General features: G+C 71.3%; 21 protein-coding genes. 7 read left to right on the forward strand and 14 right to left on the reverse strand.

Features of this window, described 5'->3' with window-relative positions; all coding sequences use genetic code 11:
- Nucleotides 1–2 precede the first annotated feature (2 nt).
- A complete protein-coding gene (locus tag ACTMVF_RS29165) occupies nt 3–1,262 on the forward strand; it encodes an MFS transporter (protein WP_441274082.1) in 1,260 nt (419 codons plus the stop codon).
- Between the two features lie 149 nt (nt 1,263–1,411).
- Here the strand turns inward: ACTMVF_RS29165 and ACTMVF_RS29170 are convergent, their stop codons facing one another.
- Nucleotides 1,412–1,870: a DUF6299 family protein gene (locus ACTMVF_RS29170; protein ID WP_441274083.1), complete on the reverse strand. Its 459-nt coding sequence runs from the start codon at nt 1,868–1,870 to the stop codon at nt 1,412–1,414.
- A gap of 238 nt (nt 1,871–2,108) precedes the next feature.
- Here ACTMVF_RS29170 and ACTMVF_RS29175 point away from each other — a divergent pair, with 238 nt between their 5' ends.
- On the forward strand, nt 2,109–2,303 hold the full coding sequence (locus tag ACTMVF_RS29175; protein WP_441274084.1) for a DUF5999 family protein: 195 nt from the start codon (nt 2,109–2,111) through the stop codon (nt 2,301–2,303).
- A 99-nt stretch (nt 2,304–2,402) separates the two neighbouring features.
- Here the strand turns inward: ACTMVF_RS29175 and ACTMVF_RS29180 are convergent, their stop codons facing one another.
- Nucleotides 2,403–2,801 (reverse strand): RidA family protein, encoded by a 399-nt coding sequence (locus ACTMVF_RS29180; RefSeq protein WP_441274085.1) that lies wholly within the window; start codon nt 2,799–2,801, stop codon nt 2,403–2,405.
- Nucleotides 2,798–3,979, reverse strand: a complete 1,182-nt coding sequence (locus ACTMVF_RS29185) for an acyl-CoA dehydrogenase family protein (protein ID WP_441274086.1) — start codon at nt 3,977–3,979, stop codon at nt 2,798–2,800. Before ACTMVF_RS29185 ends, ACTMVF_RS29180 begins: the two co-directional genes overlap by 4 nt.
- 87 nt (nt 3,980–4,066) lie before the next feature.
- Between ACTMVF_RS29185 and ACTMVF_RS29190 the strand changes: the two genes are divergently transcribed.
- Both ACTMVF_RS29190 and ACTMVF_RS29195 read left to right on the forward strand, forming a co-directional pair.
- Nucleotides 4,067–5,776: an AMP-binding protein gene (locus tag ACTMVF_RS29190; RefSeq protein WP_441274259.1), complete on the forward strand. Its 1,710-nt coding sequence runs from the start codon at nt 4,067–4,069 to the stop codon at nt 5,774–5,776.
- A 15-nt stretch (nt 5,777–5,791) separates the two neighbouring features.
- Entirely contained in the window at nt 5,792–6,604 is an 813-nt protein-coding gene (locus ACTMVF_RS29195; protein WP_441274087.1) for a PaaX family transcriptional regulator, read from the forward strand.
- A 42-nt stretch (nt 6,605–6,646) separates the two neighbouring features.
- Here ACTMVF_RS29195 and ACTMVF_RS29200 read toward each other — a convergent pair whose 3' ends face one another.
- Nucleotides 6,647–9,040 (reverse strand): bifunctional salicylyl-CoA 5-hydroxylase/oxidoreductase, encoded by a 2,394-nt coding sequence (locus ACTMVF_RS29200; protein ID WP_441274088.1) that lies wholly within the window; start codon nt 9,038–9,040, stop codon nt 6,647–6,649.
- Between the two features lie 3 nt (nt 9,041–9,043).
- On the reverse strand, nt 9,044–9,871 hold the full coding sequence (locus ACTMVF_RS29205; RefSeq protein WP_441274089.1) for an enoyl-CoA hydratase family protein: 828 nt from the start codon (nt 9,869–9,871) through the stop codon (nt 9,044–9,046).
- A 304-nt stretch (nt 9,872–10,175) separates the two neighbouring features.
- On the opposite strand from ACTMVF_RS29205, the gene ACTMVF_RS29210 reads away from it, so the two are divergent.
- Nucleotides 10,176–10,628: an ATP-binding protein gene (locus ACTMVF_RS29210; protein WP_441274090.1), complete on the forward strand. Its 453-nt coding sequence runs from the start codon at nt 10,176–10,178 to the stop codon at nt 10,626–10,628.
- 46 nt (nt 10,629–10,674) lie between these two features.
- On the opposite strand, the gene argF is transcribed toward ACTMVF_RS29210, so the two are convergent.
- The 5 genes from argF to ACTMVF_RS29235 all read right to left on the reverse strand — a co-directional run bounded on the left by argF (nt 10,675) and on the right by ACTMVF_RS29235 (nt 18,655).
- Nucleotides 10,675–11,682 (reverse strand): ornithine carbamoyltransferase, encoded by a 1,008-nt coding sequence (argF, locus tag ACTMVF_RS29215; protein WP_441274091.1) that lies wholly within the window; start codon nt 11,680–11,682, stop codon nt 10,675–10,677.
- Between the two features lie 82 nt (nt 11,683–11,764).
- A complete protein-coding gene (locus tag ACTMVF_RS29220) occupies nt 11,765–12,988 on the reverse strand; it encodes an arginine deiminase (RefSeq protein ID WP_441274260.1) in 1,224 nt (407 codons plus the stop codon).
- 169 nt (nt 12,989–13,157) lie between these two features.
- The gene (locus tag ACTMVF_RS29225) at nt 13,158–15,743 is read right to left on the reverse strand and encodes a polynucleotide kinase-phosphatase (protein ID WP_441274092.1); all 2,586 of its coding nucleotides are present in this window, start codon (nt 15,741–15,743) and stop codon (nt 13,158–13,160) included.
- Nucleotides 15,740–17,257: a 3' terminal RNA ribose 2'-O-methyltransferase Hen1 gene (locus tag ACTMVF_RS29230; RefSeq protein ID WP_441274093.1), complete on the reverse strand. Its 1,518-nt coding sequence runs from the start codon at nt 17,255–17,257 to the stop codon at nt 15,740–15,742. The genes ACTMVF_RS29225 and ACTMVF_RS29230 overlap by 4 nt, the downstream gene beginning before the upstream one ends.
- Nucleotides 17,258–17,731: 474 nt before the next feature.
- Nucleotides 17,732–18,655, reverse strand: a complete 924-nt coding sequence (locus ACTMVF_RS29235; protein WP_441274094.1) for an LLM class F420-dependent oxidoreductase — start codon at nt 18,653–18,655, stop codon at nt 17,732–17,734.
- A gap of 241 nt (nt 18,656–18,896) precedes the next feature.
- Between ACTMVF_RS29235 and ACTMVF_RS29240 the strand changes: the two genes are divergently transcribed.
- Nucleotides 18,897–19,073 (forward strand): hypothetical protein, encoded by a 177-nt coding sequence (locus tag ACTMVF_RS29240; protein ID WP_441274095.1) that lies wholly within the window; start codon nt 18,897–18,899, stop codon nt 19,071–19,073.
- Nucleotides 19,074–19,537: 464 nt separating this feature from the next.
- On the opposite strand, the gene ACTMVF_RS29245 is transcribed toward ACTMVF_RS29240, so the two are convergent.
- From ACTMVF_RS29245 to ACTMVF_RS29260, 4 genes are all read right to left on the reverse strand, one after another.
- Entirely contained in the window at nt 19,538–20,008 is a 471-nt protein-coding gene (locus ACTMVF_RS29245) for a DUF6099 family protein (protein WP_441274261.1), read from the reverse strand.
- A 196-nt stretch (nt 20,009–20,204) separates the two neighbouring features.
- Nucleotides 20,205–20,531, reverse strand: a complete 327-nt coding sequence (locus ACTMVF_RS29250) for a nucleotide pyrophosphohydrolase (protein WP_441274096.1) — start codon at nt 20,529–20,531, stop codon at nt 20,205–20,207.
- Nucleotides 20,528–21,811, reverse strand: coding sequence for an AAA family ATPase (locus ACTMVF_RS29255; protein WP_441274097.1), 1,284 nt, complete (start codon nt 21,809–21,811; stop codon nt 20,528–20,530). Before ACTMVF_RS29255 ends, ACTMVF_RS29250 begins: the two co-directional genes overlap by 4 nt.
- A 153-nt stretch (nt 21,812–21,964) precedes the next feature.
- The gene (locus ACTMVF_RS29260) at nt 21,965–22,354 is read right to left on the reverse strand and encodes a cell division protein SepF (protein ID WP_441274098.1); all 390 of its coding nucleotides are present in this window, start codon (nt 22,352–22,354) and stop codon (nt 21,965–21,967) included.
- 253 nt (nt 22,355–22,607) lie between these two features.
- On the opposite strand from ACTMVF_RS29260, the gene ACTMVF_RS29265 reads away from it, so the two are divergent.
- Nucleotides 22,608–26,642, forward strand: a complete 4,035-nt coding sequence (locus ACTMVF_RS29265) for a molybdopterin-dependent oxidoreductase (RefSeq protein WP_441274099.1) — start codon at nt 22,608–22,610, stop codon at nt 26,640–26,642.
- Nucleotides 26,643–26,750: the final 108 nt, after the last annotated feature.

Consider the following 26,750-nt stretch of genomic DNA (forward strand, 5'->3'; position numbering starts at 1 on the left):
GCATGCGTTGGTGGTCCGTCGCCAACTTTCTGTCGAACGCCGGCACCTGGATGCAGCTCACGGTCCAGAACCTGCTGGTCCTCCAGATCACCGGCTCCGCGGCGGCGACGGGACTCTCGATGTCGGTCCAGGCCGCTCCCGCCCTGTTCATGAGCCTGCTGGGCGGCACGGCCGTGGACCGCTGGCCCCTCAAGCTGACGGCCGCCGTCAGCCAGGCGCTGCTGGGCGCGGTCGCCTTCACCACGGCCGTGCTGGTGGCGCTGGACCGGCTCGACATGACGTCCCTGATGGTGCTGGCCGCCGTGACGGGCATGATCGCCACCGTCGACGGCCCGGCGTGCGCCCTGCTGGGCAACGACCTCGTCCCCGTGGACGACGTCCCCTCCGCCATAGGCGTCGGTGCGCTGGTGCACAACGCGGGACGGCTCGTGGGCACCGCCCTGGCCGGGGTGACGGTCGGCTTCCTCGGCACAGCCGCCGCGTACGCCGCGAACGGCCTGTCGTTCCTCTTCGTGACCGCGGTCATTCCCTTTCTGCGCCCGGCACCCGGCGCGGTACGCCACGCCGCCCAGGTGCGTGCCGCTCCCCGGGCCGGGAGCGGGAAGCCGGAGCCCGACATGACCATGCGCCAGGGCCTGCTCTTCTTCGCACGCCGGCCCCGTCTGGTCGCGCTCGCCGCCGTCACCGGGATCAGCTCGGTCTTCGGCCGCAATTACGGCCTGACCCTGGCCGTCCTCGTCACCGGGCCGCTCGCGGGCGGCGCGGGCTCCTTCGGCACCGTCTCCACGGTCCTTGCCGTCGGCGGCATCCTGGGCGCCGTGCTCGGCGCCAGGCTGCGTCGGCCCTCCGTGCGGCTCGTGGGCACGCTGGCGGCCGCGGGCGGCCTGCTGCAGGTGGCGGCGGGGCTGTCGCCGTCGCTGGCGGTTCTGCTGATCCTGGTGCTGCCGATGGCCGTCGTGGAGTCCGTCTCCGACACCGCCGGGACCGCCGTACTGCAGACCGACCCGCCCGCCCACCTGCGCGGACGTGTGCTCGGCGTGTGGAGCAGCATCGGCACGGTCTGGGGCCTCGGCGGCCCGCCGGCGCTGGGCCTGCTCATGGAATTCGCGGGGGCACGCGGAGCCCTGGTGGCAGGCGGACTGATCATCGCCGGCGCGATCGGCGCGGGCCTCGTCCGGCGGGCCCGCCGGACGCCGGCACCGGTGCCCCTGCCGACCAAGGACGGGGACGTGGGCCTGGCAGCGCTGGGAACGGCTGCCTGACGGGGCCGGCAGCGAAAGGGTTGCCGTGGCTCCCGTATCGGTGCAACCGGTACGGCGGTGCCAAGTCGGCACCCCGCCGTGTCCCTGCCGGTACGAGCCCCGCAGGGACGTCGGGATCGGCTCTTGGTCGGCTCTTGGTCAGCTCTTGGTCAGCTCTTGGTCAGCATGATGTCCTGCTTGTCCTGCAGGGCGTGGAAGCGGGGCAGCGGCAGTCCGCCCACGGGGTGGAGTTCGACGATGGTGGCCTCGACGTACGCCTTGCCTGCCTTGAGGGGGCCCGAGGACGTGCCCGTCTGGGGCTTGCCGGTGTTCTTCCAGCTGTGCAGCTTGCCGTCGCACACGGCGAGGGTGCCGCCGATGCCGTACCGGAGGTCGGAGGACCGCTGGCCGATGGTGGAGCTCACGAACGCGGGCCCTGAGGCGTCGACGCAGCGGTAGGTGCCGGACAGGGTGACGGTGCCGTCCGCGGCGATACGGCCCGTGTCGTCGATGGTCACGGTCTCCTTGGGGTCGGCGGGGGCCGCGGAGTCGGCGGGGGCCGACGGGGCGGCGACCAGCAGGAGCAGGACGGCACCGGCGGCGGTGGCGAGGGCGGGGCGCAGGGGCATGGGATGACCTCCCGGATAATCGGAATGGGGCGTTCCACTGGTACCTGGCGGGTGCGCCCATGGCCGTGACCGTCACCCCTTCGGTGGCGAGTCCGCCCCGACCTTCGTGGATCGGTCAGAGTGTTGTCCGCGTGTTGTCACGGTTTACGACCGGCCGTTCCGATGCGTTCGAGACGGGAGCATGGTCTACCCATATGGGCGAACCACACGGCTCGTCCGTCCGATGTGGAGGTGCGCCATGTGTTCCCACCAGCCTTCGTGCCCTTCCTCCCACGGCCGAGCCCCCCATGTGGTGGCCGCACACCCCGAGCAGGGCTGGAGCCTGCTCTGCGACGGCGTGATCGTGTTCGACGACAGCGGTGAGCTGCTGCCCGACGGCCGCGTCGTCGCACCCCACCGGGTGCCGGCCGAGCGGCTCGCCATGGCCGCGTGAGCGAGACCTACGACTCGTGAGCGGGAATCGCCTCGGTACGGCGAAGCCCTGCGGCACTACGACCAGGCCCTACGGCGGTACGGCGAACCCGTCGAGGCCCTACGGCAGTACCGCGAACCCATCGAGCTCCACCATCGCCTCCTCGTCCCACAGGCGTACGACCTCGACGACCGCCATCGCCGGATAGTCCCGGCCCGCCAACTGCCGCCAGATACTGCCGAGTTCGGCGGCCTGGGCGCGGTACGCGGCGACGTCCGTGGCGTAGACCGTGACCCGGGCGAGGTCGGCAGCGGTGCCGCCGGCGGCGTCGAGCGCGGCCAGCAGATTGGCCAGGGCCCGCTCGAACTGCTCGGGCAGGGTGGCGCCGGTCACCTTGCCGTCCGCGTCGAGGGCGGTCTGGCCGGCCAGGAAGACGACCCGTGAGCCGGTGGCGACGACCGCGTGGGAGAAGCCGGTGGCCGGGGAGAGGCCGGGCGGGTTGACGCGCTCGGTGCTCACTGACCGGCCTCCATGTTCGCGTACAACTCCTTGGCGATGATGCCCCGTTGGACCTCGCTGGCGCCCTCGTAGACGCGCGGCGCCCGCACCTCGCGGTAGAGGTGTTCCAGGAGGTGGCCGCGGCGCAGGGCGCGGGCGCCGTGCAACTGGACGGCCTTGTCGACGACATACTGCGCGCTCTCGGTGGCGAGCAGCTTCGCCATCGCGGCGCGCTTCGGGAGGTCCGGGGCGCCTTCGTCGTACGCCGTCGCCGCCGCGTACACCATGAGACGGGCGGCCTCCGTGCGCAGGGCCATCTCGGCGACCTGGTGGGCGACCGTCTGGAGCTCCCTCAACTTCCCGCCGAACGCGTCCCGTTGGGCGGTGTGGGCGAGTGTCGCGTCCAGGGCCGCCTGGGCCATGCCGACCGCGAAGGCGCCGACGCTGGGCCGGAAGAGGTTGAGGGTGCCCATCGCGACGCGGAAGCCGCGGTCGGGCTCGCCGAGCATGTCCTCGGCGGTGACGGGGACGGCGTCGAAGCTGAGGGCGCCGATGGGGTGCGGGGACAACATGTCGAGGCTCGCTCCGGTGAGGCCGGGGCGATCGGCGGGGACCAGGAAGGCGGTGACGCCACGGGCGCCGGCGCCGGGAGTGGTGCGGGCGAAGACGGTGTAGAAGTCGGCCTCGGGGGCGTTGGAGATCCAGCACTTCTCGCCGGTGAGCCGCCAGCGGGCGGGGCCGTCGGGTTCGGCGGCCGGTGAGGTGACCGGCGCCCTTCCCGGGCCGGAGGTGTCCCGGTCCGCCCGCAGTTCCAGTGCCGCCGCATCCGACCCGGCCCCCGGCTCGCTCAGCGCGAAGGCCGCCACCGCGGTTCCCTCGGCCACCCGGGGCAGCCAGCGCTCCCGTTGGGCCGGCGTGCCGTACGCGTGGACCGGATGCGCGCCCAGGCCCTGCAGGGCGAGCGCGGTCTCCGCCTCTGTGCAGGCGTAGGCCAGGGACTCCCGCATCAGGCACAGGTCGACCGCTCCGGAGGTGAACAGCCGCCCCAGCAGGCCCAGTTGACCGAGTTCGGCGACCAGCGGGCGGTTGACGTGCCCGGGTTCACTCTTCTCGGCGAGCGGGCGCAGCCGTTCGGCGGCCAGCGTGCGCAGTTCGGCACACCATGCGGTTTGCGGCGGATCGAGTGAGAATGCGGGCATTGCCGACCTCCCTGCGGAGCCGTCCGCGACGGCCCCCTCGACGGGCCCCTTGAATGAGCCCTCTCCGACGGTATCGCGCACCATTGACTGTCGTCACCAACACGATACGCTCCCTCTGCGAGCCCACCACGACGCCCACGAGGCAGCCCACAAGGCACCCACAAGGCAAGGGGGCGAACCGCCATGGCCGGTCTGCACCGCTCCGCCCACGTCGACACCTTCGCCCGCGAGCATCTGCCACCGCCCGACCAATGGCCCGAGCTCCGCTTCGACCTTCCGGGGCTGGGCTACGCCGATCGGCTCAACGCCGCCGCCGAGCTGCTCGACGGCCCTGGCGACGAGCGGCCCGTGTTCCACACCCCGTCCGGCGACACATGGACGTACGGCACACTGCGCGCCCGCGTCGACCGGCTCGCACATGTGCTCACCGACCACCTCGGCGTTGTCCCGGGCAATCGGGTGCTGCTGCGCGGCCCGACCACTCCGTGGCTGGCGGCCTGCTGGCTGGCGGTGCTGAAGGCCGGCGCGGTCGCCGTCACCGTGCTGGCCCAGCAGCGGCCGCACGAGCTGCGGACCATGTGCGAGATCGCCCAGGTAGGGCACGCGCTGTGCGACGTCCGGGCCGTCGACGACCTCGCCAAGGCCGAGATAGCGGGGCTGCGGATCGCGACGTACGGCGGTGACGCCCCCGATGACCTGCTGCGCCGCCCGGCGCCCGACACGCCGTACCCCGCCGCCGACACCGCGGCCGACGACGTCGCGCTCATCGCCTTCACCTCCGGGACCACCGGACGGCCCAAGGGCTGCATGCACTTCCACCGGGATGTGCTCGCGATAGCGGACACCTTCTCGGAACATGTGTTGCGACCACATGTGGGCGATGTCTTCGCCGGCAGTCCCCCGCTCGGCTTCACCTTCGGCCTCGGCGGGCTCGTCATCTTCCCGATGCGGGCCGGCGCCAGTGCCCTGCTCCTCGAACAGGCCGGTCCCAAGCAGCTGTTGCCCGCGATCGCCGAGCACCGGGTGTCCGTGTTGTTCACCGCGCCGACGGCCTACCGCGCGATGCTCGACGCGCTCGACTCGCACGACATCTCCTCCCTGCGCCGCTGTGTCTCGGCCGGCGAGAACCTGCCCGCCGCCACCTGGCAGGCCTGGCACGAGCGGACCGGCCTGCGCATCATCAACGGCATCGGCGCCACCGAGCTGCTGCACATCTTCATCTCGGCGGCCGACGAGCACATCAGGCCCGGCACGACCGGGGTACCGGTGCCGGGGTGGCACGCGCGCGTGGTCGACCACGAGGGCCGGGAGCAGCCCGACGGGGAACCGGGCCTGCTCGCCGTGCGCGGGCCGGTCGGCTGCCGCTATCTCGCCGATCCCCGGCAGCGCGAGTACGTGCGCGACGGCTGGAACATCACGGGCGACACCTACGTCCGGGAGAGTGACGGCTACTTCCGCTATGTCGCCCGCGCGGACGACATGATCATCTCGGCCGGTTACAACATCGCGGGCCCGGAGGTCGAGGAGGCCCTGCTGCGCCACCCGGACGTGCTGGAGACGGCGGTGGTGGGGCGGCCCGACGAGGCGCGCGGACAGGTCGTGGTGGCATACGCGGTGCTCAGGGAGGGCGCGCGCCGGGACGCGGAGGCGCTGCGTACGTTCGTCAAGGGCGAGCTGGCGCCGTACAAGTGTCCGCGCGAGATCGTCTTCCTGGACGCGCTGCCGCGCACCGCGACCGGCAAGCTCCAGCGTTTCCGGCTGCGCGCGGGTGGTGACCCGCAGGGTGACCAGCAGTGATCCGTACGACCTAAGATGATCAACGTGTCCGACCAGCATGCACCACGGTCTCTCATCGTCACGCTCTACGGCGCCTACGGCCGCCATATGCCCGGCCCGGTGCCGGTCGCCGAGCTGATCAGACTGCTGGCCGCGGTCGGCGTGGACGCCCCTTCCGTACGTTCCTCGGTGTCGCGGCTGAAGCGACGCGGGCTGCTGCGGCCGGCCCGTACGGCTCAGGGCGCGGCCGGGTACGAACTGTCGCCGGACGCCCGCCAGTTGCTGGACGACGGCGACCGGCGCATCTACACCACCGCGCCGCCCGAGGACGAGGGCTGGGTGCTGGCGGTGTTCTCGGTGCCGGAGTCCGAGCGGCAGAGGCGGCACGTACTGCGCTCCCGGCTGGCCGGCCTGGGCTTCGGGACGGCGGCGCCGGGCGTGTGGATCGCTCCGGCACGGCTGTACGAGGAGGCCCGGCACACCCTGCAGCGGCTGCGCCTGGAGGAGTACGTCGACTTCTTCCGGGGCGAGCACCTCGGCTTCGCACCGACCGCCGAGGCGGTCGCCCGCTGGTGGGACCTGGCCGCGATCGCCAAGGAGCACGAGGCGTTCCTCGACCGCCACGCGCGCGTGCTGCACGACTGGGAGCGCCGGCAGGACACCCCGCCCGAGGAGGCCTACCGCGACTACCTCCTCGCCCTCGACTCCTGGCGCCACCTCCCCTACACCGACCCCGGCCTGCCCGCCCGGCTGCTGCCCGAGGACTGGCCGGGCGCCCGCTCGGCGGCCGTCTTCCGGGGACTGCACGAGCGGCTGCGGGACGCGGGGGCCGCATACGCCGGCCTGTGACCTCGGGCAGAAGAGCTCCCCTCACGGACAGGACGTACGCCCTCAAGTCCCGAGCGTCAGGCGGGGCTTGGGGGCGTCCGTGCGTCCCGTCTGCGGACGGCGGCTGCCCGCCCGGTACGGAGCCGGCCAGACGACGCCCGGCCCGTCGTAGCCCTGCTCGGCCGCGGCGTGCAGCGTCCAGTGCGGGTCGTAGAGGTGGGGGCGGGCGAGGGCGCACAGGTCCGTACGGCCCGCCAGGATCAGGGAGTTGACGTCGTCCCAGGAGGAGATGGCGCCGACGGCGATCACCGGGAGGCCGGCTGCGTGCCGGATCCGGTCCGCGTACGGCGTCTGGTACGACCGCCCGAACTCCGGCTGTTCGTCGGCCACGACCTGCCCGGTCGACACGTCGATCGCGTCGGCGCCGTGCGCGGCGAAGGCGCGGGCGATCTCGACGGCGTCCTCGGTCGTCGTGCCGCCGTCGGCCCAGTCGGTGGCGGAGATGCGGACGGTCATGGGCCGTTCCTCGGGCCATACGCCCCGTACGGCGTCGAAGACTTCCAGCGGGAAGCGGAGCCGTTTGTCGAGGGAGCCGCCGTAGGCGTCGGTGCGGCGGTTGGTCAGCGGGGAGAGGAAGGCGGAGAGCAGATAGCCGTGCGCGCAGTGCAGTTCGAGGAGGTCGAAACCGGCCCGGGCGGCGCGCCAGGCGGCGGCCGTGAACTGCTCGCGGATGTCGGTGAGTTGGGCACGGGTCAGCTCGCGCGGAGTCTGGCTGGACGGCTTGTAGGGGATCGGGGACGGGGCCACGAGGGGCCAGTTGCCGTCGTCCAGGGGCTCGTCGATCCCCTCCCACATCAGCTTGGTAGAGCCCTTGCGGCCGCTGTGGCCGAGCTGCACGCCGATCGCGGTGCCGGGTGCCTGGGTGTGCACGAACCCGACGATCCGCCGCCAGGCCTCGCCCTGTTTGCCGTTGTAGAGGCCGGCGCAGCCGGGGGTGATCCGCCCCTCGGGGCTGACGCACACCATCTCGGTCATCACCAGTCCGGCTCCGCCGAGGGCGCGGGCGCCGAGGTGGACCAGGTGGAAGTCGCCGGGGACGCCGTCCGTGGCGGAGTACATGTCCATCGGGGACACGACGACCCGGTTGCGCAGGGTCAGGCCGCGCAGCCGGAACGGCGTGAACATCGGGGGCGTGCCGGGCGGGCAGCCGAAGTCGCGCTCCACGGCCTCGGTGAAGTGGGCGTCACGCAGACGCAGGTTGTCGTGGGTGACGCGGCGGCTGCGGGTGAGGAGGTTGAAGGCGAACTGGCGGGGCCGCTGGTCGAGGTAGAGGCCGAGGTTCTCGAACCACTCCAGGCTGGCGCGGGCGGCGCGCTGGGTGGAGGCGACGACGGGCTTGCGCTCGGCCTCGTACGCGCTCAACGCGGCGGCGATGTCCGGCTGTTCCTCCAGGGAGGCGGCGAGCGCGAGGGCGTCCTCGACGGCGAGCTTGGTGCCGGAGCCGATGGAGAAGTGGGCGGTGTGGGCGGCGTCGCCGAGCAGGACGATGTTCTCGTGCGACCAGCGCTCGTTGACGACGGTGCGGAAGGTGGTCCAGGCCGGCTTGTTGGACTTCAGGGGCCGGCCGCGGAGCGCTTCCGCGAAGACCTTGGCGCAGCGCTCGACGGACTCCTGAGGGGTGACTTCGTCGAACCCGGCCGCGGTCCACACCTCCTCGCGCATCTCGATGATGACGGTGGAGGCGTCTGGCGCGTAGGGGTAGCCGTGCAGTTGCATCACGCCGTGCTCGGTCTCGGCGATCTCGAAGCGAAAGGATTCGAAGGCGAAGTCTGCGGCCAGCCAGATGTAGCGGCAGTGGTGTTCGGCCACATGGGGGCGGAACACATGGGTGTAGGCCTCGCGGGTGGTGCTGTGCACACCGTCTGCGGCGATGACCAGGTCGTATGTCTCCGCGAGGCGGTCCGGGGGTGGCGCCTCGGAGCGGAAGCGGAGCTCTACGCCGAGGTCGCGGCAGCGGGCGTGCAGGATGTTCAGGAGCCGCTTTCTGCCGAGGGCCGCGAAGCCGTGTCCTCCGGAGGTTTGGCGGGTGTTTCGGTGGACGATGTCGATGTCGTCCCAGCGGGTGAAGTGCTGTTGCAGGGCGTCGTAGACGACTGGGTCGGCGTGTTCGATGCCGCCGAGGGTTTCGTCGGAGAGGACTACTCCGAAGCCGAAGGTGTCGTCGGGGGCGTTGCGTTCCCAGACGGTGACCTCGCGGTCGGGGGCGAGGCGTTTGAGGAGGGCGGCGGCGTAGAGGCCGCCGGGGCCGCCGCCGATGATCGCGACTCGTAGGGGGTGGCTGTTCATCACGGGCGACTGCGGGTTGTCCGTGGCTGGGCGCGCCCGCGCGGCGGTAGCCGCAAATTCAATACGGCCCCGCGCCCCTTCGGGTGGGACAGTCCCCTTGGCCGAGCACATCCCCTACCTCCCCCGCCACTTCGGCGGGCGCTTCTCCGTGAAGGCCGCGTGGAACTCCGCGTAGTCCTCGCCGTTCATCAGGAGGGCCTGAGTCGAGGCGTCCATTTCCACCGCCGCCGCAAGCGGCATGTCCAGCTCGGCAGTCAGCAGCGCCTTCGTCTGGGCGTACGCCAGCGCCGGGCCCTCGGCCAGGCGGCGGGCGAGCGTCCCCGCGACCTCGTCCGCCTTCCCCTCCTCCGTCAGCTCGCTGATCAGGCCGATGCGCTCGGCCTCCGGGGCCCGGACCGGTTCGCCCAACATGAGCAGACGGGTCGCGTGACCGAGGCCGACGACGCGGGGCAGCAGATACGCCGCGCCCATGTCTCCGCCCGACAGGCCCACCCGGGTGAAGAGGAAGGCGAAGCGGGCGGTGGGGTCGGCGATCCGGAAGTCGGCCGCGAGTGCCAGGACCGCTCCGGCCCCGGCCGCCACCCCGTGCACCGCCGCGATCACCGGGAACGGGCACTCCCGTACGGCCCGCACGACCTGCCCGGTCATCCGGTTGAAGTCGAGAAGCTGGGCGGTGTCCATCGACAGGGTCGCGCCGATGATCTCGTCGACGTCGCCGCCGGAGCAGAAACCGCGGCCCTCCCCGGCCAGCACCAGGGCCCGTACTGCCCGCTCCCGGGACAGCTCCGCGAGCAGATCGCGCAGGTCTGCGTAGGCGCCGAAGGTGAGCGCGTTGAGTTTCTCGGGGCGGGCGAGGGTGACGGTGGCGACCCCGTCGGCGTGCTCGACCCGCAGATGTTTCCAGTCGGAGGTGCGGGCGGCGGAGCCGGTGAAGGGACTCATGACGTGCGGCCTCCTCGGGCGGACGGCGGGCACTGCCTCACGGAGCTCTATCCCTCGAAGTTATCACCCAACTTTGACTGTCGTCACGAGTGCGCGATAGACCGTTCGGGTGTGACCTGGTCCCGTCACATCCGTCACGACTCCGCGACACCGCCGTAACGGCGGGATCAGCCGCGGGAGGCCGGCCGTTCACCCGGGTAAGCCGCCCAGCAGTCGGGGCCGAAGGTCCCGAACGGTGCCCTTCGGATGCCTCTGCCGGATGGCGCCGTACCATTCATAAGGTTGAAAGCAGGACAGCCTGCTCATGAACGGACCCGCCTTGCAAGATCGCCCAGCCGCCTCCGCCTCCTGGCGCATCGCACTGCCGCACACCGTCGCGGCCGTGCCTGTCGCCCGCGCACTGGTCCGTACGGCGCTGGCCGAGCTGGAGCACTCCGCCGACAGTGACACCGCGGAACTGCTCACCGCGGAGCTGGTCGCGAACGCCGTGGAGCACACCGCCGGGAACGGCCCGATAGAGCTGGTGGTGGAGCTGCTGCCGTCCGGCTGCCAGGTCGAGGTGCACGACCCGGACCCGGCACCGCCGGGCGATCTGACCAAGCCGAGCGGTGCGGATCCCGACCCATGGCAGGAGCACGGACGGGGCCTGCTCCTGATCCGCGCCCTGAGCTCGTCCTGCGGCCACCGCCCCACCGACTCCGGCAAGGCGGTGTGGTTCCGACTACCGGTCATCCCGGCTCAACGCCGCCCGATGTGACGCGCCCCCGAGGGACGGGCCGTGTTGAATGTGCGGCTACCGCCACTCAACCCAGCGTCGCCACCAGCACCGCCTTGATCGTGTGCATCCGATTCTCCGCCTCGTCGAAGACCACCGAGTGCGCCGACTCGAACACCTCGTCGGTCACCTCCAGCGACTCCAGCCCGTGGCTCTCGAAGATCTCCTGACCCACCTTCGTGCCGAGGTCATGGAAGGCCGGCAGGCAGTGCAGGAACTTGACGTCCGGGTTCCCGGTGGCGCGCAGGACGTCCATGGTCACGGCATACGGAGCGAGCGCGGCGATCCGCTCGTCCCAGACCTCCTTGGGCTCACCCATGGAGACCCAGACGTCGGTGGCGACGAAGTCGGCGCCCGCCACGCCCTCCCCCACCGCCTCGGTGAGGGTGATGCGCGCCCCGCTGGTCTCGGCGAGCTCCCGGGCACGGTCGACGATCTCCTGGGCGGGCCAGTAGGTCTTCGGCGCGACGATCCGTACGTCCATGCCGAGCAGGGCGCCGGTGATCAGGTAGGAGTTGCCCATGTTGAAGCGGGCGTCGCCCAGGTAGGCGAAGGCGATCTCCTCGAGCGGCTTGCTGCTGTGCTCCGTCATCGTCAGCACGTCGGCGAGCATCTGGGTGGGGTGCCAGTCGTCGGTCAGGCCGTTGTAGACGGGCACGCCGGCGTACGCGGCCAGCTCCTCCACCTTCGCCTGGCTGTCCCCGCGGTACTCGATCCCGTCGTACATCCGCCCCAGCACGCGCGCGGTGTCCTTCACGGACTCCTTGTGGCCCATCTGCGAGCCGGACGGGTCGAGGTACGTCGTCGAGGCGCCCTGGTCGGCGGCCGCGACCTCGAACGCGCAGCGCGTGCGCGTCGAGGTCTTGGCGAAGATCAGCACGATGTTCCTGCCCTGCAGGTACCGCGTCTCGACCCCGGCCTTCTTGGCGGCCTTCAGCTCCGCGGCCAGCTCGACCAGCCCGCGGAACTCCTGCGCGGTGAAGTCGAGCTCCTTGAGGAAGTGGCGGCCGGCGAGGGCGGTCGGGACAGTCGCCATGGGGGCGCTCCAGAGGTACGAGAACAGGTTCCCTGGAAGTCTATACGACCATCAGCATTTCTATACGGCCGCACCTTCGCCTCTATACGGCCTCACGTTCGACCGGACAGCTCATACAGCGCGGCCCGCCCCTCCCCCGCCCCAGCTCGCTGCCCGGGATCTCGATCACCTCGATGCCCTGCTTGCGCAGATGCGTGTTGGTGGTGGAGTTCCGCTCGTAGGCGACGACGACACCCGGCTCGACGGCCAGCACATTGCAGCCGTCGTCCCACTGCTCGCGCTCGGCCGCGTGGACGTCCTGGGTCGCGGTCAGGACACGGATCTCGCTGAGGCCCAGAGCGGCGGCGATCGCGCGGTGCATGTGCTCCGGCGGATGGTCGGTGACCTTCAACTCCTTGTCGCCGGCGCCCGGTTCGATGGTGTACGAGCGGAGCATGCCGAGGCCGGCGTACTGGGTGAAGACATCGCCGTCGACCATCGTCATCACGGTGTCGAGGTGCATGAGGGCGCGCCGCTTGGGCATGTCGAGGGCCACGATCGTCTGGGCCGACCCGGCGGCGAACAGCTTGTGGGCGAGCATCTCGACGGCCTGGGGCGTGGTCCGCTCGCTCATCCCGATGAGGACGGCACCGCTGCCGATCACCAGGACGTCCCCGCCCTCGATGGTGGAGGGGTAGTCGGCCTGCCCCTCGGACCAGACATGGAACGTTTCCTCAAGGAACAGTGGGTGGTGCCGGTAGATCGCCTCGAAGTGCACGGTCTCGCGCTGGCGGGCGGGCCAGCGCATGGCGTTGACGGAGACGCCGTCGTAGATCCAGGCGGAGGTGTCGCGGGTGAAGAGGTGATTGGGCAGGGGCGCGAGAAGGAAGTCGTCGAGTTCCATGACATGGAAGCGCACGGAGGTCGGCTCGGGGTGCGCCTCCAGGAACTCGCGCTTGGTCATGCCGCCGACGAGGGCCTCGGCGAGCTCGGCCGACGGCAGGCCCTCGAAGGCCGCGCGGAGGTGGTCCGTGGCCAGGACCCCGTACTCCTTCTCGTCGAAGACCCGGTCCAGGACGAGCCCCCGGGCCGCCGGGATCTCCAGGGCCTCGGTGAGCAGGTCGCCGAAGAGGTGGACGGTGACCCCGCGGTCACGCAGGACGTCGGCGAACCCGTCGTGCTCGGCGCGCGCCCGGCGCACCCACAGCACATCGTCGAAGAGCAGCGCGTCCTTGTTGCTGGGGGTGAGCCTTTTGAGCTCGAGATCCGGCCGGTGCAGGATGACGCGGCGCAGCCGCCCGGCCTCGGAGTCGACATGGAATCCCATGCCTCCATCCTGACCATCGACGACCGAGTTCACCCCCTGCTCGACCGTTTCCGTTTTCATCTTTGTGACGATAAGCGGGATGGGAGCGACCGGTTGCATCCGATCGGTACGGCGGGAGCGGGGCAGCACCCTTACGCTGCCCCGCCCCGCCTCGGGCCGCCCATTACCGTCACAGCCGCGGGTCCACCGGCTCCGACTCCAGTGCCAGCACCCCGAACACCGCCTCGTGCACCCGCCACAGCGGCTCGCCCTCCGCCAGCCGGTCCAGGGCCTCCAGCCCCAGCGCGTACTCGCGGATCGCCAGTGACCGCTTGTGGTTGAGGAACCGCTGCCGCAGCCGAGCCAGGTTGTCCGGGCGCGTGTACTCGGGACCGTAGATGATCCGCAGGTACTCGCGGCCCCGGCACTTGATGCCCGGCTGCACCAGGCGGCCCGCCCCTCCCCCACTCTCGGCTTCGCTCGAGCGGAGGGACCCCCGTCGCACCACGGCACCGAGCGGCTTGACGACCATGCCCTCGCCGCCGCGGCCCGTCATCTCCAGCCACCAGTCGACGCCGGCCTGGACCGACTCCGGGTCGCCGGTGTCGACGTACAGGCGTCGGGTCGTCTGGAGCAGCCCCGTGCTGTCGTGCTCCACCAACCGGTCGAGGAGCGCGAGCTGCTCGTCGTGCGGGAGCGCGGCGAGGCTGCGTCCCTGGACGGCCAGGATCTGGAAGGGGGCCAGGCGTACGCCGTCCAGGCCCTCCGTCGTCCAGCAGTAGCGGCGGTACGCCTCCGTGAACGCGGCGGCGTCCGAGGCACGTTCGCGCTGGCGTGCCAGCAGCCCGGACACGTCGACTCCGCGCGCCGCTGCGCCCTCCAAGGCGGCCAGCGCACCGGGGAACACGGCCCCGGAGGCGGCGCCGACCGCCGCATACTGCGAGCGCAGCAGGCCGGAGGCCTTGAGCGACCACGGCAGCAGCTCGGCGTCGAGCAGCACCCAGTCCGTCTCGAGCTCGTCCCAGAGACCGGCCTCGCCGATCGCCGTCCGTACCCGGTCCAGGATCGTCTCCGTCACCGACTCGTCGTCGAAGAACGGGCGCCCGGTGCGGGTGTAGAGGGAGCCGGTCGGGCCGTCGACACCGAAGCGCTTGCGCGCCGCCTCCGCGTCCCGGCACACCAGGGCGACCGCCCGCGAACCCATGTGCTTCTCCTCGCACACCACCCGCTCGACCCCGTCCTCCTTGTACTGCGCGAAGGCCTCCGCGGGGTGCTCGAGGTAGCCCTCGACGCGGCTGGTCGCCGTCGGAGCCATGGTCGGCGGCAGGTACGGCAGCAGGCGCGGGTCGACGGCGAAGCGGCTCATGACCTCCAGGGCCGCCGCCGCGTTCTCCTCACGGACTGACACCCGGCCGGCGTGCCGCGTCTCCACGACCCTGCGCCCGTGCACGTCCGCCAGGTCCAGCGGCCGCCCGTCGTGTCCGCCGGGTGCCTCCGTCCGCAGCGGCTTCGTCGGCTCGTACCAGACCTGCTCGGCCGGTACGTCGACCAGTTCCCGCTCCGGCCAGCGCAGCGCGGTCAGCTTGCCGCCGAAGACGGCACCGGTGTCCAGGCAGATGGTGTTGTTCAGCCATGTGGCCTCCGGCACCGGAGTGTGGCCGTACACCACAGCCGCCCGGCCCCGGTAGTCCTCCGCCCACGGGTAGCGCACCGGCAGTCCGAACTCGTCGGTCTCCCCGGTGGTGTCGCCGTACAGCGCGTGCGAGCGCACCCGGCCGGACGTACGCCCGTGGTACTTCTCCGGCAGTCCGGCGTGGCAGACCACCAGCCGGCCGCCGTCGAGGACGTAGTGACTGACCAGCCCGTCGATGAACTGCCGTACCTCGGCCCGGAACTCCTCGCTCTCGCCCTCCATCTGCTCGATGGTCTCGGCCAGTCCGTGCGTGTGCTGGACCTTGCGGCCCTTGAGGTAGCGCCCGTACTTGTTCTCGTGGTTGCCCGGCACGCACAGCGCGTTGCCGGACTTCACCATCGACATCACGCGGCGCAGCACGCCCGGGCTGTCCGGGCCGCGGTCGACGAGGTCGCCGACGAAGACGGCGGTACGGCCGTCCGGGTGCACGCCGTCGACATAGCCCAACTTGCCGAGCAGGACCTCCAGTTCGGAGGCACAGCCGTGGATGTCGCCGATGATGTCGAAGGGGCCGGTGAGGTGGGTCAGGTCGTTGAAGCGCTTCTCGGTGACGACGGTGGCGTTCTCGACGTCCTCGACGCCCCGCAGGACGTGCACCTTGCGGAAGCCCTCGCGCTCCAGGTGCCGGAGCGACCGGCGCAGTTCACGGGTGTGCCGCTGGATGACCCGGCGCGGCATGTCGGCCCGGTCGGTGCGGTTCGCGTTGCGCTCGGCGCACACCTCCTCCGGCACGTCGAGCACGATGGCTATCGGCAGCACGTCGTACTGCTTGGCCAGGTCGATCAGCTGCCGTCGGGCGTCCTGCTGCACGCTGGTGGCGTCGACGACGGTACGACGGCCGGCGGCCAGGCGCTTGCCCGCGATGTAGTGCAGGACGTCGAAGGCGTCCCGGGTCGCGCTCTGGTCGTTCTCGTCGTCGGAGACCAGGCCGCGGCAGAAGTCGGAGGAGATGACCTCGGTGGGCTTGAAGTTCCGGCGGGCGAAGGTGGACTTGCCGGAGCCGGAGGCGCCGACGAGCACGACGAGGGAGAGGTCGGTGACGGGCAGGACCCGCCCCTCAGATGTCCGGGTGGTCTCGCTCATGCGACCTTCGCCTCCTTCTCGTTCACGTCGTTCTTCGTGGCGGCTGTGCTCATCTCGGCTCGGCTCATCTCTGCTGTGCTCATCTCAAACACGGCCATCTGGGTGGGCGGCCCCACCTCCGGGTCGTCGGGCCCCACGGGCACGAACTCCACGCCGTACCCATGCCGTTCGGCCACCGCTTGCGCCCACGTGCGGAACTCCTCGCGGGTCCACTCGAAGCGGTGGTCGCCGTGCCGGACGTGCCCGGCCGGGAGGGACTCCCAGCGGACGTTGTACTCGACGTTCGGGGTCGTCACCAGAACCGTCCGCGGGCGTGCGGAGCCGAAGACCGCGTACTCCAGGGCGGGCAGCCGCGGCAGGTCGAGGTGCTCGATGACCTCGCTGAGCACGGCGGCGTCGTAGCCCTTGAGCCGGCTGTCGGTGTAGGCGAGGGAGCTCTGGAAGAGCTTCACACGCGAGGCCTGCCGCTCCCCCATCCGGTCCAGCTTCAGCCGCCGCCCGGCGATGGTCAGCGCCCGCATCGACACGTCCACGCCCACGATCTCGGTGTACGCCGGGTCCTTGAGCAGTGCCTGCACCAACTGCCCCTGCCCGCATCCGAGATCGAGCACCCGGGCGGCACCGGACGCCTTGAGCGCGGCCATGATCGCGTCCCGCCGCTGCACGGCGAGCGGCGTCGGCTTCTCCTCCCCCTCGCTCTCCTCCTCGACGGCGTTGTCGATGTCCTCGACCTCGCTGTCATCGGCCTCCGCGAGCCGCACGAGCTCCAGCCGCTCCATCGCCTCCCGGGTCAGCGACCAGCGGCGCGACAGATACCGGCTGGTGATCACCTTCTGCTCCGGGTGGTCCGGCAGCCAGCCCTCACCGGCCCGCAGCAGCTTGTCGACCTCGTCGGAGGAGACCCAGTAGTGCTTGGCGTCATCGAGGACCGGCAGCAGGACATACAGATGACGCAGAGCCTCGGCGAGGGTCAGCGCGTCCGACTCCAGGACGAGACGGACGTACCGCGAGTCGCCCCACTGAGGGAACTCGGTGTCCAGCGGCACGGGCTCGGCGGTCACCGCCCAGCCGAGCGGCTCGAACAGCCGCCGCACGAGCTCCGGGCCGCCTCGGGCCGGCAGCGCGGGCACCTCGATACGCAGGGGCAGTGGCTGCGCGGCGCGCTCGGGCCGGGCGTTGCACACGCCCCGCATCGCGCTGGAGAAGACGGCGCTCAGCGCCACGGCCAGCAGCGAGGAGGCCGCGTACGGACGGTCGTTGACGTACTGCGCGAGCGCCGCGTCGGGCGCGCCGCCCCGGCCCTTGCCCTTGCCGCGCCGGACCAGTGCCACGGCATCGACCTCCAGCAGCAACGCCGCCGTGCAGCGCTCGGCGTCCGCCTCCGGGTAGAGGACGTGCGCCTTGCCGTAGGAGGTGGAGAACGCCTGCGATTTCTCGGGGTGCTTGTGCAGCAGGTAGCCGAGATCGGTGGCGGGGCGTTCCGGCGTGCCGGTGGTACTGATCGTCAGGAACACGGTGGTTGCCTCGAATGTGGTCTGAACTGCGGACACCACAACGTACAGCCCGCCGCCCGGCCGTACGCAGGCATTTTTGCTGGCCACCGCCACTGCGGGCGGTGGACCGGGAATCCCGGAGGGAATGGAGAATTCCACCAACTGCGACGCCCGCGCCCTGGTGGAACGGCGTCTCGGTGAGCCTGAAGGCGGTCGGAAATAAACGGCTGTTGAGAACCGGAAAGGAATCACGGTCGCCGGAGTCCGGAGATCGGAGAGACAGATGTCCGGGAACATGACCGCCGAGACCGAGTCCGTTCGACCAAGGCGAAGACGAACCGGTAAGTCCCCTAAGTCCTCCCGGTAAGTCCTCGACAATTCCACGGCACACCACCGCACCCGCGAACAGGAGTCGTCCATGACGGATCTCCGCAGGGCCCGGACGGCGCCTCGGGCAGCGCGTCCATGCCATCGCTGCCCGAGGCGTGGCGTGGCCTAGGACAGCTGCGACTGGACCTGGGAGGAGATGAGCTCGAGGTGGTCCAGGTCGGCCAGGTCGAGGACCTGGAGGTAGATCCGCCGGGACCCGATCTCCTGGTACCGGCCGAGCTTCTCGACGACCTCGTCCGGGGAGCCGGCGAGCCCGTTGAGCTTCAGCTCGTCCACCTCGCGTCCGATCGCGGCGGCACGACGGGCGACCTCCTGGTCGTCCTTGCCGACGCACACGACGAGAGCGTTGGAGTAGACGAGCTCGTCCCCCTTACGGCCGGCCTCCTCGGCGGCGGCGCGCACGCGCCCGAACTGCCGCTCGCTGTCCTCGACCGAGGCGAACGGCATGTTGAACTCGTCGGCGTACTTGGCGGCCAGCCGAGGAGTACGGGTGGCGCCGTGTCCGCCGATCAGAACCGGAATCCGGTCCTGAGCGGGCTTGGGCAGGGCGGGCGAGTCGCTGAGGTCGTAGTACTTCCCGTGGAAGTCGAAGGTCTCACCGACCTCGGTCGCCCACAGCCCGGTGACGATCGCGAGCTGCTCCTCCAGCCGCCCGAACTTCTCCTTCGGGAACGGGATGCCGTACGCCTGGTGCTCCTCCTCGAACCACCCCGTCCCCAGGCCGAGCTCGACACGGCCGCCGGACATCTGGTCGACCTGGGCGACCTGGATGGCGAGCACGCCGGGCAGCCGGAAGGTGCCGGCGGTCATCAGGGTCCCGAGGCGGATCCGCTTGGTCTCCCGCGCGAGGCCGGCGAGCGTGATCCAGGCGTCGGTGGGGCCGGGAAGACCGTCCACGGAACCCATCTTCAGATAATGGTCCGACCGGAAGAAGGCATCGAACCCAAGGTCCTCGGTGGCCTTCGCCACGCTGAGGAGAGTGTCGTAGGTGGCGCCCTGCTGGGGCTCGGTGAAGATGCGAAGATCCATACGTCCATCCTGCACGCCGCGCCACCCGTGGACCGAACCGGTCCCCCGGCCCTCCGCGTCCACGGTCGGGTGAATTCCGTCCACCCCGTTGCCGCCCCCCGCCCGGGCCAGTGACCGCCCCCGACGGTGATCGTTGGCTCGGTCGGAGCCGGACCGCCCGGCCCCCGCACCGGCCGTCGAGCGCCGGCGCGTCACCGTGTCGGCCCAGTTCCATCGCGGGCCGGAGGCCGAGGAGGCCGTCATGTCCGAGAACATCCCGCCACAACAGGGCGGCGGCACCGGCCAGCCGAAAGGACTGCTACAGCAGATGGAGGAGCTGATGGCGGCCCTGAACGCGGACCTGTCGGCCCTCGACGCGGACCTGCAGTCGACCGGGGGGTCCGGGCGCGGCCACCTACAGGACGGGGAGACGGGCTGACGGGCCGTCTGCGGGGTGACGGCGTCGGCTGGACCGAGTCATAGGCACTGCCCGCCTGCGGGGGCGCCCGGCGTCGGGGCGGGGGTGGGTCGCACAGCCCGGCGCTGACGGGGTGCCGCCCGCGCCCACCCGCGCCGCCCCAGCGGCACGACTGCCCGCGGATTGGGCGGGGCCGAAGCGGAACAGCCCACAGCTGAGGCAGGACGGTCTGCAGCGGAGGCCGGCCCGCCGGCTCAGGCGTGGGACTGCCCGCACCCGCGTACGGCGGCAAGGGGACGTGCCGGGGGGTGTCCGCCCGCAGAGTCGGGCGTCAAGACACGGCACCTCCCGCCCCACGCCAACCGCCCGACCGAGGACGGACACCCCCCGGCACGGCCCCGACCCACCACGCAACCCAAGGCGCTACCCGCACCCCCACCGGACAGCAACAGGCCGCCGCAGGCACCCCGCCCAACCGCCGGAGGCTACCCCGCCTCCCTCTCCGGCAACACCTGATCCCGATCCGCCAGTCTTCGCAGCATCTCCAGCACCCGGTCCCGAGACTCGTCCGCCGCGTCGATCGCCTCCATGCACTGCCAGTACGTCGCCTCGTCGTCCGCGGAGCTGGCCATCCCGACGAGGGCGATCCCGACCTCCCCCAAGAGGCTGCCCAGATGCATCAGCGCCTGCCGCGCCTCACCCAACTCCGTGAGCTGGGCCGCGCGTAAGGACCCGTCCGCGAGTTCCGGCGCCTGCAGGACCCCGCAGCCACGCCCCGCCAGCTCCGTCAACCCCAGTGCCTCGCCGCGTAGTTCAGGTGGCCCGAACACCGCGAGCCGACTCCCTATCGCCTGAGCCAGGGCCTGCGCCTGCCACACCTCGGTCATGATCTCCGGCGCACCCCTGCTCCCCGCCAACGCCCGCCTGCTCGTCACGATCAGCCGCACCGCGTCCATCCGCAGTCCCCGTCTGTCCCGACGCGCTGCCCACGCGTCCACCCGAACTCCCTTGTCCACTACCCAGAGTGAAGGCCCTTGAGACAAAAAGCCAGAGGAAGACGGAAATCTGCGGACAACTTTTCAGCTACAGCCCCCGAAACGAACACAGAGAGTGAAAACGGACTGCGCTCCTCCCTCGCGCCGCCGCCCCTCCCTACGGCGCCGGAAACCGCCGCTCGTTCCGGTCGATCTTCGCGTCCAGCGCCGCCAACGGATCGATCCCCAGCACCTCGCACAGCTGCAACAGATAAGCCAGCACATCCGCGACCTCATCGCTCACCCGCGCCGCGCTGTCCGGGTCGTCCATGACCCGCGCCGACTCCTCCGGCGTCAACCACTGGAAAATCTCCACCAGTTCGGACGCCTCGACGCTGAGCGCGGCAACGAGGTTCTTCGGCGTGTGATACGGCTGCCAGTTGCGCGCGGCGGCGAACTCGGCCAGCCTGCGCTGCAGCTTGGCCACATCAAGAGGTTCGTTCACGGCACCAGGTGTACCACCGTGACGCCACCCACCTCCGCCACGCCCTCAGCCCCCGCAGACCCGGCAGCACCCAAAGTCCCGGCGGCACCCGCAGCCCCCGCCACACCCGCGGCCCCCAATACCCCTGCCACGTCACTCACCGCCCCGACCACCCGAATATGCCCCCGCTCACACATCCGCGCCGCCAACCGCACCAACTCCCCGCGCTGTCCCGGGTCCAGCCCCCGGTCGAGCCCATCCGCCAGCACGGTCAGCGTCTGCATGGCCGCGGGCACCTCACCGACCGAGTCGACGTCCAGCACCCCGGGCCCGGTCAACAGCACCAACGACAGCGCGAGATACCGCAGCTCACCATCGCCCAGCCGACCGAGCTCCGTACGAACCCCGTCCCCCCGGTCGAGCACCCCCCGCACCGTCCCGTCCCCCAGCACCTCGGCGAGCACCTCCGCCACCGCCCCGGCACACCCCGCCCTCACCGCGGACACGAACTGCGCATGCCGCCGCCCGCACTCGGCGCGGGTCCGCCACAGCACATCGGCGAAGTTGTCGCAGCCCCCGAGCAGCCGCCCGGAACCGATCGGCGCGGGAGCCCGCATCCGATCGGGCCGGGGATCGCAGGCGAAGACCGACCGCAACGCCACCACCATCTGTTCCGCGGCGGCGAGCACCCGCCGCTGCCCGTCCGTCTTCCCGGCCACCCGCAGCGGCAGCAGAGCGGTACCGAGCCGATCGTCGGGCAACGGCGCCCGGGTCACCGGCGACTGACCGGCGGTATGCCAGGCGGCCTGCACATAGGGCCGGCTCGGATCACGCAGGGCCGTCTCCAACAGGACGAGACCCCCCGCGCTCAACCGCTCCCCCACGATGCGCAGTCCGGGCTCGGCCTGCACGGCGACATCGAGCCGGACCGGACCCTCGGGACCGTCGGCCGTGCAGCCGATACGGAAACCGCGCCGCCGCTGGGCATCGGGCCGGGCCCGCTCGGGCACGCAGGCGACGGGATCGGCGAACACCTCACCGACCCCGGCACCACCACCGAGCCGTGCCAGCGCCTCGTACGCCCGCAGCGCGGTCGTCTTCCCGGACCCGCTCGGCCCGGCGAAGAGCGTGAACGCCCCGAGCGCGAGCGCGGCCCGCCGATGCCCGGCGAACGCGGACAGCCGCAGCTCGGTGACGCGAGGCCGGCCGGTATGTGCCTCGGCCACGGACTCCTCGGAGGACGGGAGGGAAGCGACACCGGAGGCGGGGGAAGCGGCACCAGACACGGACGACACGGCCATGTCCGGACCGTAGGACCCCCGGCGTCAGGCGAACCGTTCCACCCCTACACCCTTCCTACGATCGAGGGAGCGCCCGCCAAGCCCCCTCACGCGCCAGGGCCTGCAGGCCCCGCACGCCCCAGGCCCCGCACGCCCCAGGCCCCGCAGGCCCCCTCATGCGCCCGGAACCCCCGCCCCCTCCATCAACCCACTCACCTCGGTCCCCGGCGGCGTCAGCAGGAACACATTCCGGTCCACCCGATGCATCCCGCTCGCCAGGCCGAAGACCACGCCCGTACTGAAGTCGAGGACCCGCTTGGCGACCTCGGTCTCCGCCCCCGTCAGATCCAGCAGCACCGGAATTCCCGCCATCAGTGTCTCGGCGACGTCGCGGGCGTCCGCGAACACGTTGACCCGTAGGACGACGAACCGGCGACGCGGCTCCGTCACCGCCTCCGGGGACACTCGGTGGTCCACCGCGGACGGCCAGGCGTCACGGCCGCGCAACGGCACGACCTGGGCGAGCCCCTCCCACTGTTCATCGGTGACGTCGTGGCTGTTCACCGGCTCCCCCCGCCTTGACTCGCCTTCAATGCCTGCACCAGCCAATTCTTACGCCAAGTCACCCGTTCGGCCCAACAGCGACACGATGCGCGACCCCATCGCGCCGGTCCCGCACCCCTCACATCGCCCTCACATCAGGCCATCGGCGGCTGTGTGGCCGACGTAACTCCTCATGATCAAGGGATGTGACATCGACGTAACGGGCAATTCGTACGCTTCACTCACCACCCCGACCGTCAGAGAAAGGCAGCGTGTGACCGAGACCACCTCGACGACTCAGGTCCGGACGGTCTGCACATACTGCGGAGTCGGCTGCGGAATCCTGCTGGACGTCGGGATGGGGCCCGACGGGCGGCGTACGGTCCTGAAGGCCTCCGGCGACAAGGCGCACCCGGCGAACGCGGGCCGGCTGTGCACCAAGGGCGCGACCACGGCCGAGATGCTCGCCGCGCCCGGGCGGCTCACGAACGCGCTGGTCAGGGACGACCGGGGCGAGGAGCCGGTACCCTCCCCGATGGCCGACGCGATCTCCGAGACGGCCCGGCGGCTGCGCGCGATCATCGACGAGCACGGGCCGGACGCGGTCGCCTTCTACGTCTCCGGGCAGATGAGCCTGGAGGCCCAGTACCTGTCGAACAAGCTGGCCAAGGGGTTCATCCGCACCAATCAGATCGAGTCGAACTCGCGGCTGTGCATGGCCAGCGCGGGCATGGGCTACAAGCTGTCCCTCGGCGCCGACGGGCCGCCGGGGTCGTACGAGGACTTCGAGAAAGCGGACGTCTTCCTGGTCATCGGCTCGAACATGGCCGACTGCCACCCCATCCTCTTCCTGCGCATGATGGAGCGGGTCAAGGCGGGCGCCAAACTCATCGTGGTCGACCCGCGACGCACCGCCACCGCCGCCAAGGCCGACCTGTTCCTCCAGGTCAGGCCGGGCACGGACCTCGCCCTGCTCAACGGCCTCCTGCACCTGCTCGTCGAGAACGGCCACACCGACCCCGACTTCATCGCCGCCCACACCGAGGGCTGGGAGGCGATGCCCGCCTTCCTCGCGGACTACGCGTCGGCCGCCGTCGCCGAGATCACCGGAATCGCCGAGGACGACCTGCGCACCGCCGCCCGGCTGATCGGTGAGGCCGGCGAGTGGATGAGCTGCTGGACGATGGGGCTGAACCAGTCCACGCACGGCACCTGGAACACGAACGCCCTGGTCAACCTGCATCTGGCCACCGGGGCCATCTGCCGCCCGGGCTCCGGTCCGTTCTCCCTCACCGGGCAGCCGAACGCCATGGGCGGACGTGAGATGGGGTACATGGGGCCGGGGCTGCCGGGGCAGCGGTCCGTCGCCGTGGACGCCGAGCGGGCCTTCGTCGAGGAGCTGTGGGAGCTGCCGCCGGGCACCCTGCGCGCCGACGGGGTCGGCAAGGGCACCGTCGAGATGTTCCAGAAGATGGCCGGCGGGGAGATCAAGGCCTGCTGGATCATCTGCACCAATCCCGTCGCCTCGGTCGCCAATCGCCGTACCGTCATCGAGGGGCTGGAGGCCGCCGAGTTCGTCGTCACGCAGGACGTCTTCGGCGAGACCGAGACCAACGCGTACGCCGATGTGGTGCTGCCCGGCGCGATGTGGACCGAGGGCGAGGGCGTCTTCGTCAACAGCGAGCGCAATCTCACGCTGACCCGGCCGGTGGCCGACCCGCCCGGGGAGGCGATGGCCGACTGGCAGATCATCGCGGCCGTCGCGTGTGCGATGGGGTACGAGAAGGGGTTCTCGTACGACAGTGCCGAGGACGTCTTCGAGGAGATACGGCGGGCCTGGAACCCGGTGACCGGCTGGGATCTGCGCGGGGTGACGTACGAGCGGCTGCGGGCCACGCCCGTGCAGTGGCCGGCCGCCGAGGTGGACGGGCCCGAGCGCAATCCGATCCGGTACGTCGACGCGCGCGGCGAGCTGCGGTTCCCGACCGCGACCGGGCGGGGTGTCTTCCACGCCCGTCCGCACATGCCGCCCGCCGAGATGCCGGACGACGACTACCCCTTCGTACTGAACACGGGGCGGGTGCAGCACCAGTGGCACACGCTGACGAAGACGGGGCGGGTCGCCAAGCTCAACAAGCTCAACCCCGGGCCTTTCGTGGAGGTGCATCCCCAGGACGCGCGTGAGCTGGGGATCGCCGACGGGGACCGGGTGGAGGTCGCCTCGCGGCGGGGGCGGGCGGTGCTGCCGGCGGTGGTGACGGATCGGGTGCGGCCCGGGGGGTGTTTCGCCCCGTTCCACTGGAACGACCTTTTCGGGGAGTACCTGAGCGTCAACGCGGTGACGAGCGACGCGGTGGATCCGATCTCCTTCCAGCCCGAGTTCAAGGTGTGCGCCGTGTCGCTGGCCAAGGTGGCGACTCCCGTGTCGGAGCGGCCGGTCGAGGCACTGACGCCGACGGCCGTCACTCCCGGCACGGCCGATCCCTTCGGGCTCGAACCCGCGCCGCCACCCGTCCTGTCCGCCCAGGAACGCCTCTACCTCACCGGGTTCCTCGCCGGCCTCGACTCCGGCGCGCCGGGTGTCCCCGTGCTCCCCGCGGACGCGCCCTTCAGCCCTGAGCACGCGCTGTGGGTGAACGGTGTCCTGGCCGGCATGTACTCGCGCACGTCGACGCGGCCTCGGGTGCAGGACGGCCGTGAGGTCCGTGAGGTCGTCGTGCTGTGGGCCTCGCAGACGGGCAATGCCGAGGAGTTCGCCACCGCCACCGCCGAGCGGCTGGGCGCCGCCGGACACCGCGCCACCCTGGTGGGCATGGACGAGACCGACGTCGGCGCCCTCGCCCGCACCGCCGATCTGCTCTTCATCACCAGCACCTTCGGCGACGGTGACGCGCCCGACAACGGGTCGGGCTTCTGGGACACCCTGGCCGACGAGGGGGCGCCACGGCTGGACGGAGTGCGGTACGCCGTACTCGCCTTCGGCGACTCGTCGTACGACGACTTCTGCGGGCACGGGCGGCGGCTCGACGCCCGCCTTGACGAGCTGGGTGCGGTGCGCCTGGCCCCCCGTACGGATTGCGAACCGGACTACGAGCCGTCCGCCGGTGCGTGGCTCGACCAGGTCATCACGGCGCTGGGCGGCGCCACGGACGCGCCCGCGGTCGAGAAGCCGAAGGCCCCGAAGGCCGGTCCCAAGCCCGCCCCCGCCACCGCCCGCCTCGTCGGCAACCGGCTGCTCAGCCGGTCCGGCGCCGGCAAGGAGGTGCGGCGCTTCACCTTCGACACGAGCGGGACCCCGCTGACGTACGAGGCGGGGGACGCGCTCGGCGTCCGTCCGGTCAACTCGCCCGCGCTGGTGGAGGAGTGGCTCGCGGTGACGGGCGTCGACGGCTCGACCGCCGTGCAGGTGGACGGCGTTGGCGAGGTCTCCTTCGCAGAGGCCCTGCACCGGCACCTCGACATCACGAAGATCACCTCGGATCTGCTCCGCTTCGTCGCCGAACGCGTCCGTGACGACCGGGAGTTGCGTCGGTTGCTGCGGCCCGACAACAAGGACGGGCTGGCGCAGTGGAGTTGGGGTCGGCAGGCGGTGGACGTCATCGCCGAGCACCCCGTGCGGGCGGGCGCCGAGGAGTGGGCCGGAGTGCTCAAGAAGCTCCAGCCGCGCCTGTACTCCATATCGTCCAGCCCGCTCGTCGACCCGCACAGCGTCTCGCTGACGGTCTCCGTCGTGCGGTACGAGAATCTGCACGGCCGACCGCGCGGCGGGGTCTGTTCGCCCTTCCTCGCCGACGCCGAGGCGGGCACCGAGGTGCCGGTCTTCGTGCAGCGTTCCCCGCACTTCCGGCCGCCCGCGGACGCCGCCACGCCGATGGTCATGGTCGGTCCGGGCACGGGTGTGGCGCCCTTCGTGGGGTTCCTGCAGGAGCGGCACGCGCTCGGGCACAAGGCGCCGAACTGGCTGTTCTTCGGGGAGCAGCACCGGGCCAGCGACTTCTACTACGAGGACGAGCTGACCGCGTTGCTCGACGAGGGCACCCTCGCCCGGCTGGACACCGCGTTCTCCCGCGACCAGCGCAACAAGGTGTACGTCCAGGACCGGATGCGCGAACACGGCCCGGAGCTGTGGCGCTGGCTGCAGGACGGCGCGCACTTCTACGTCTGCGGCGACGCCTCCCGCATGGCCAAGGACGTGGACCGGGCGCTGCGGGACATCGCGGTCGCGCACGGCGGGCTGGAGGAGGCCGAGGCAGCGGCGTACGTGAAGCAGCTGGCGGCGGCGAAGCGGTACGTCCGAGATGTCTACTGATCCCCGGGGGGGGGATCTGCCGGGGGTCCGCCAGGGATCTCTCACCTGCCTCACACCGGACTCTTCACCTCCCTCGACACCCCGCTCACCAGGCCTGATTACCGTCCG

It is taken from the genome of Streptomyces sp. SD31, assembly GCF_052068475.1.
Taxonomy (GTDB): Bacteria; Actinomycetota; Actinomycetes; order Streptomycetales; family Streptomycetaceae; genus Streptomyces.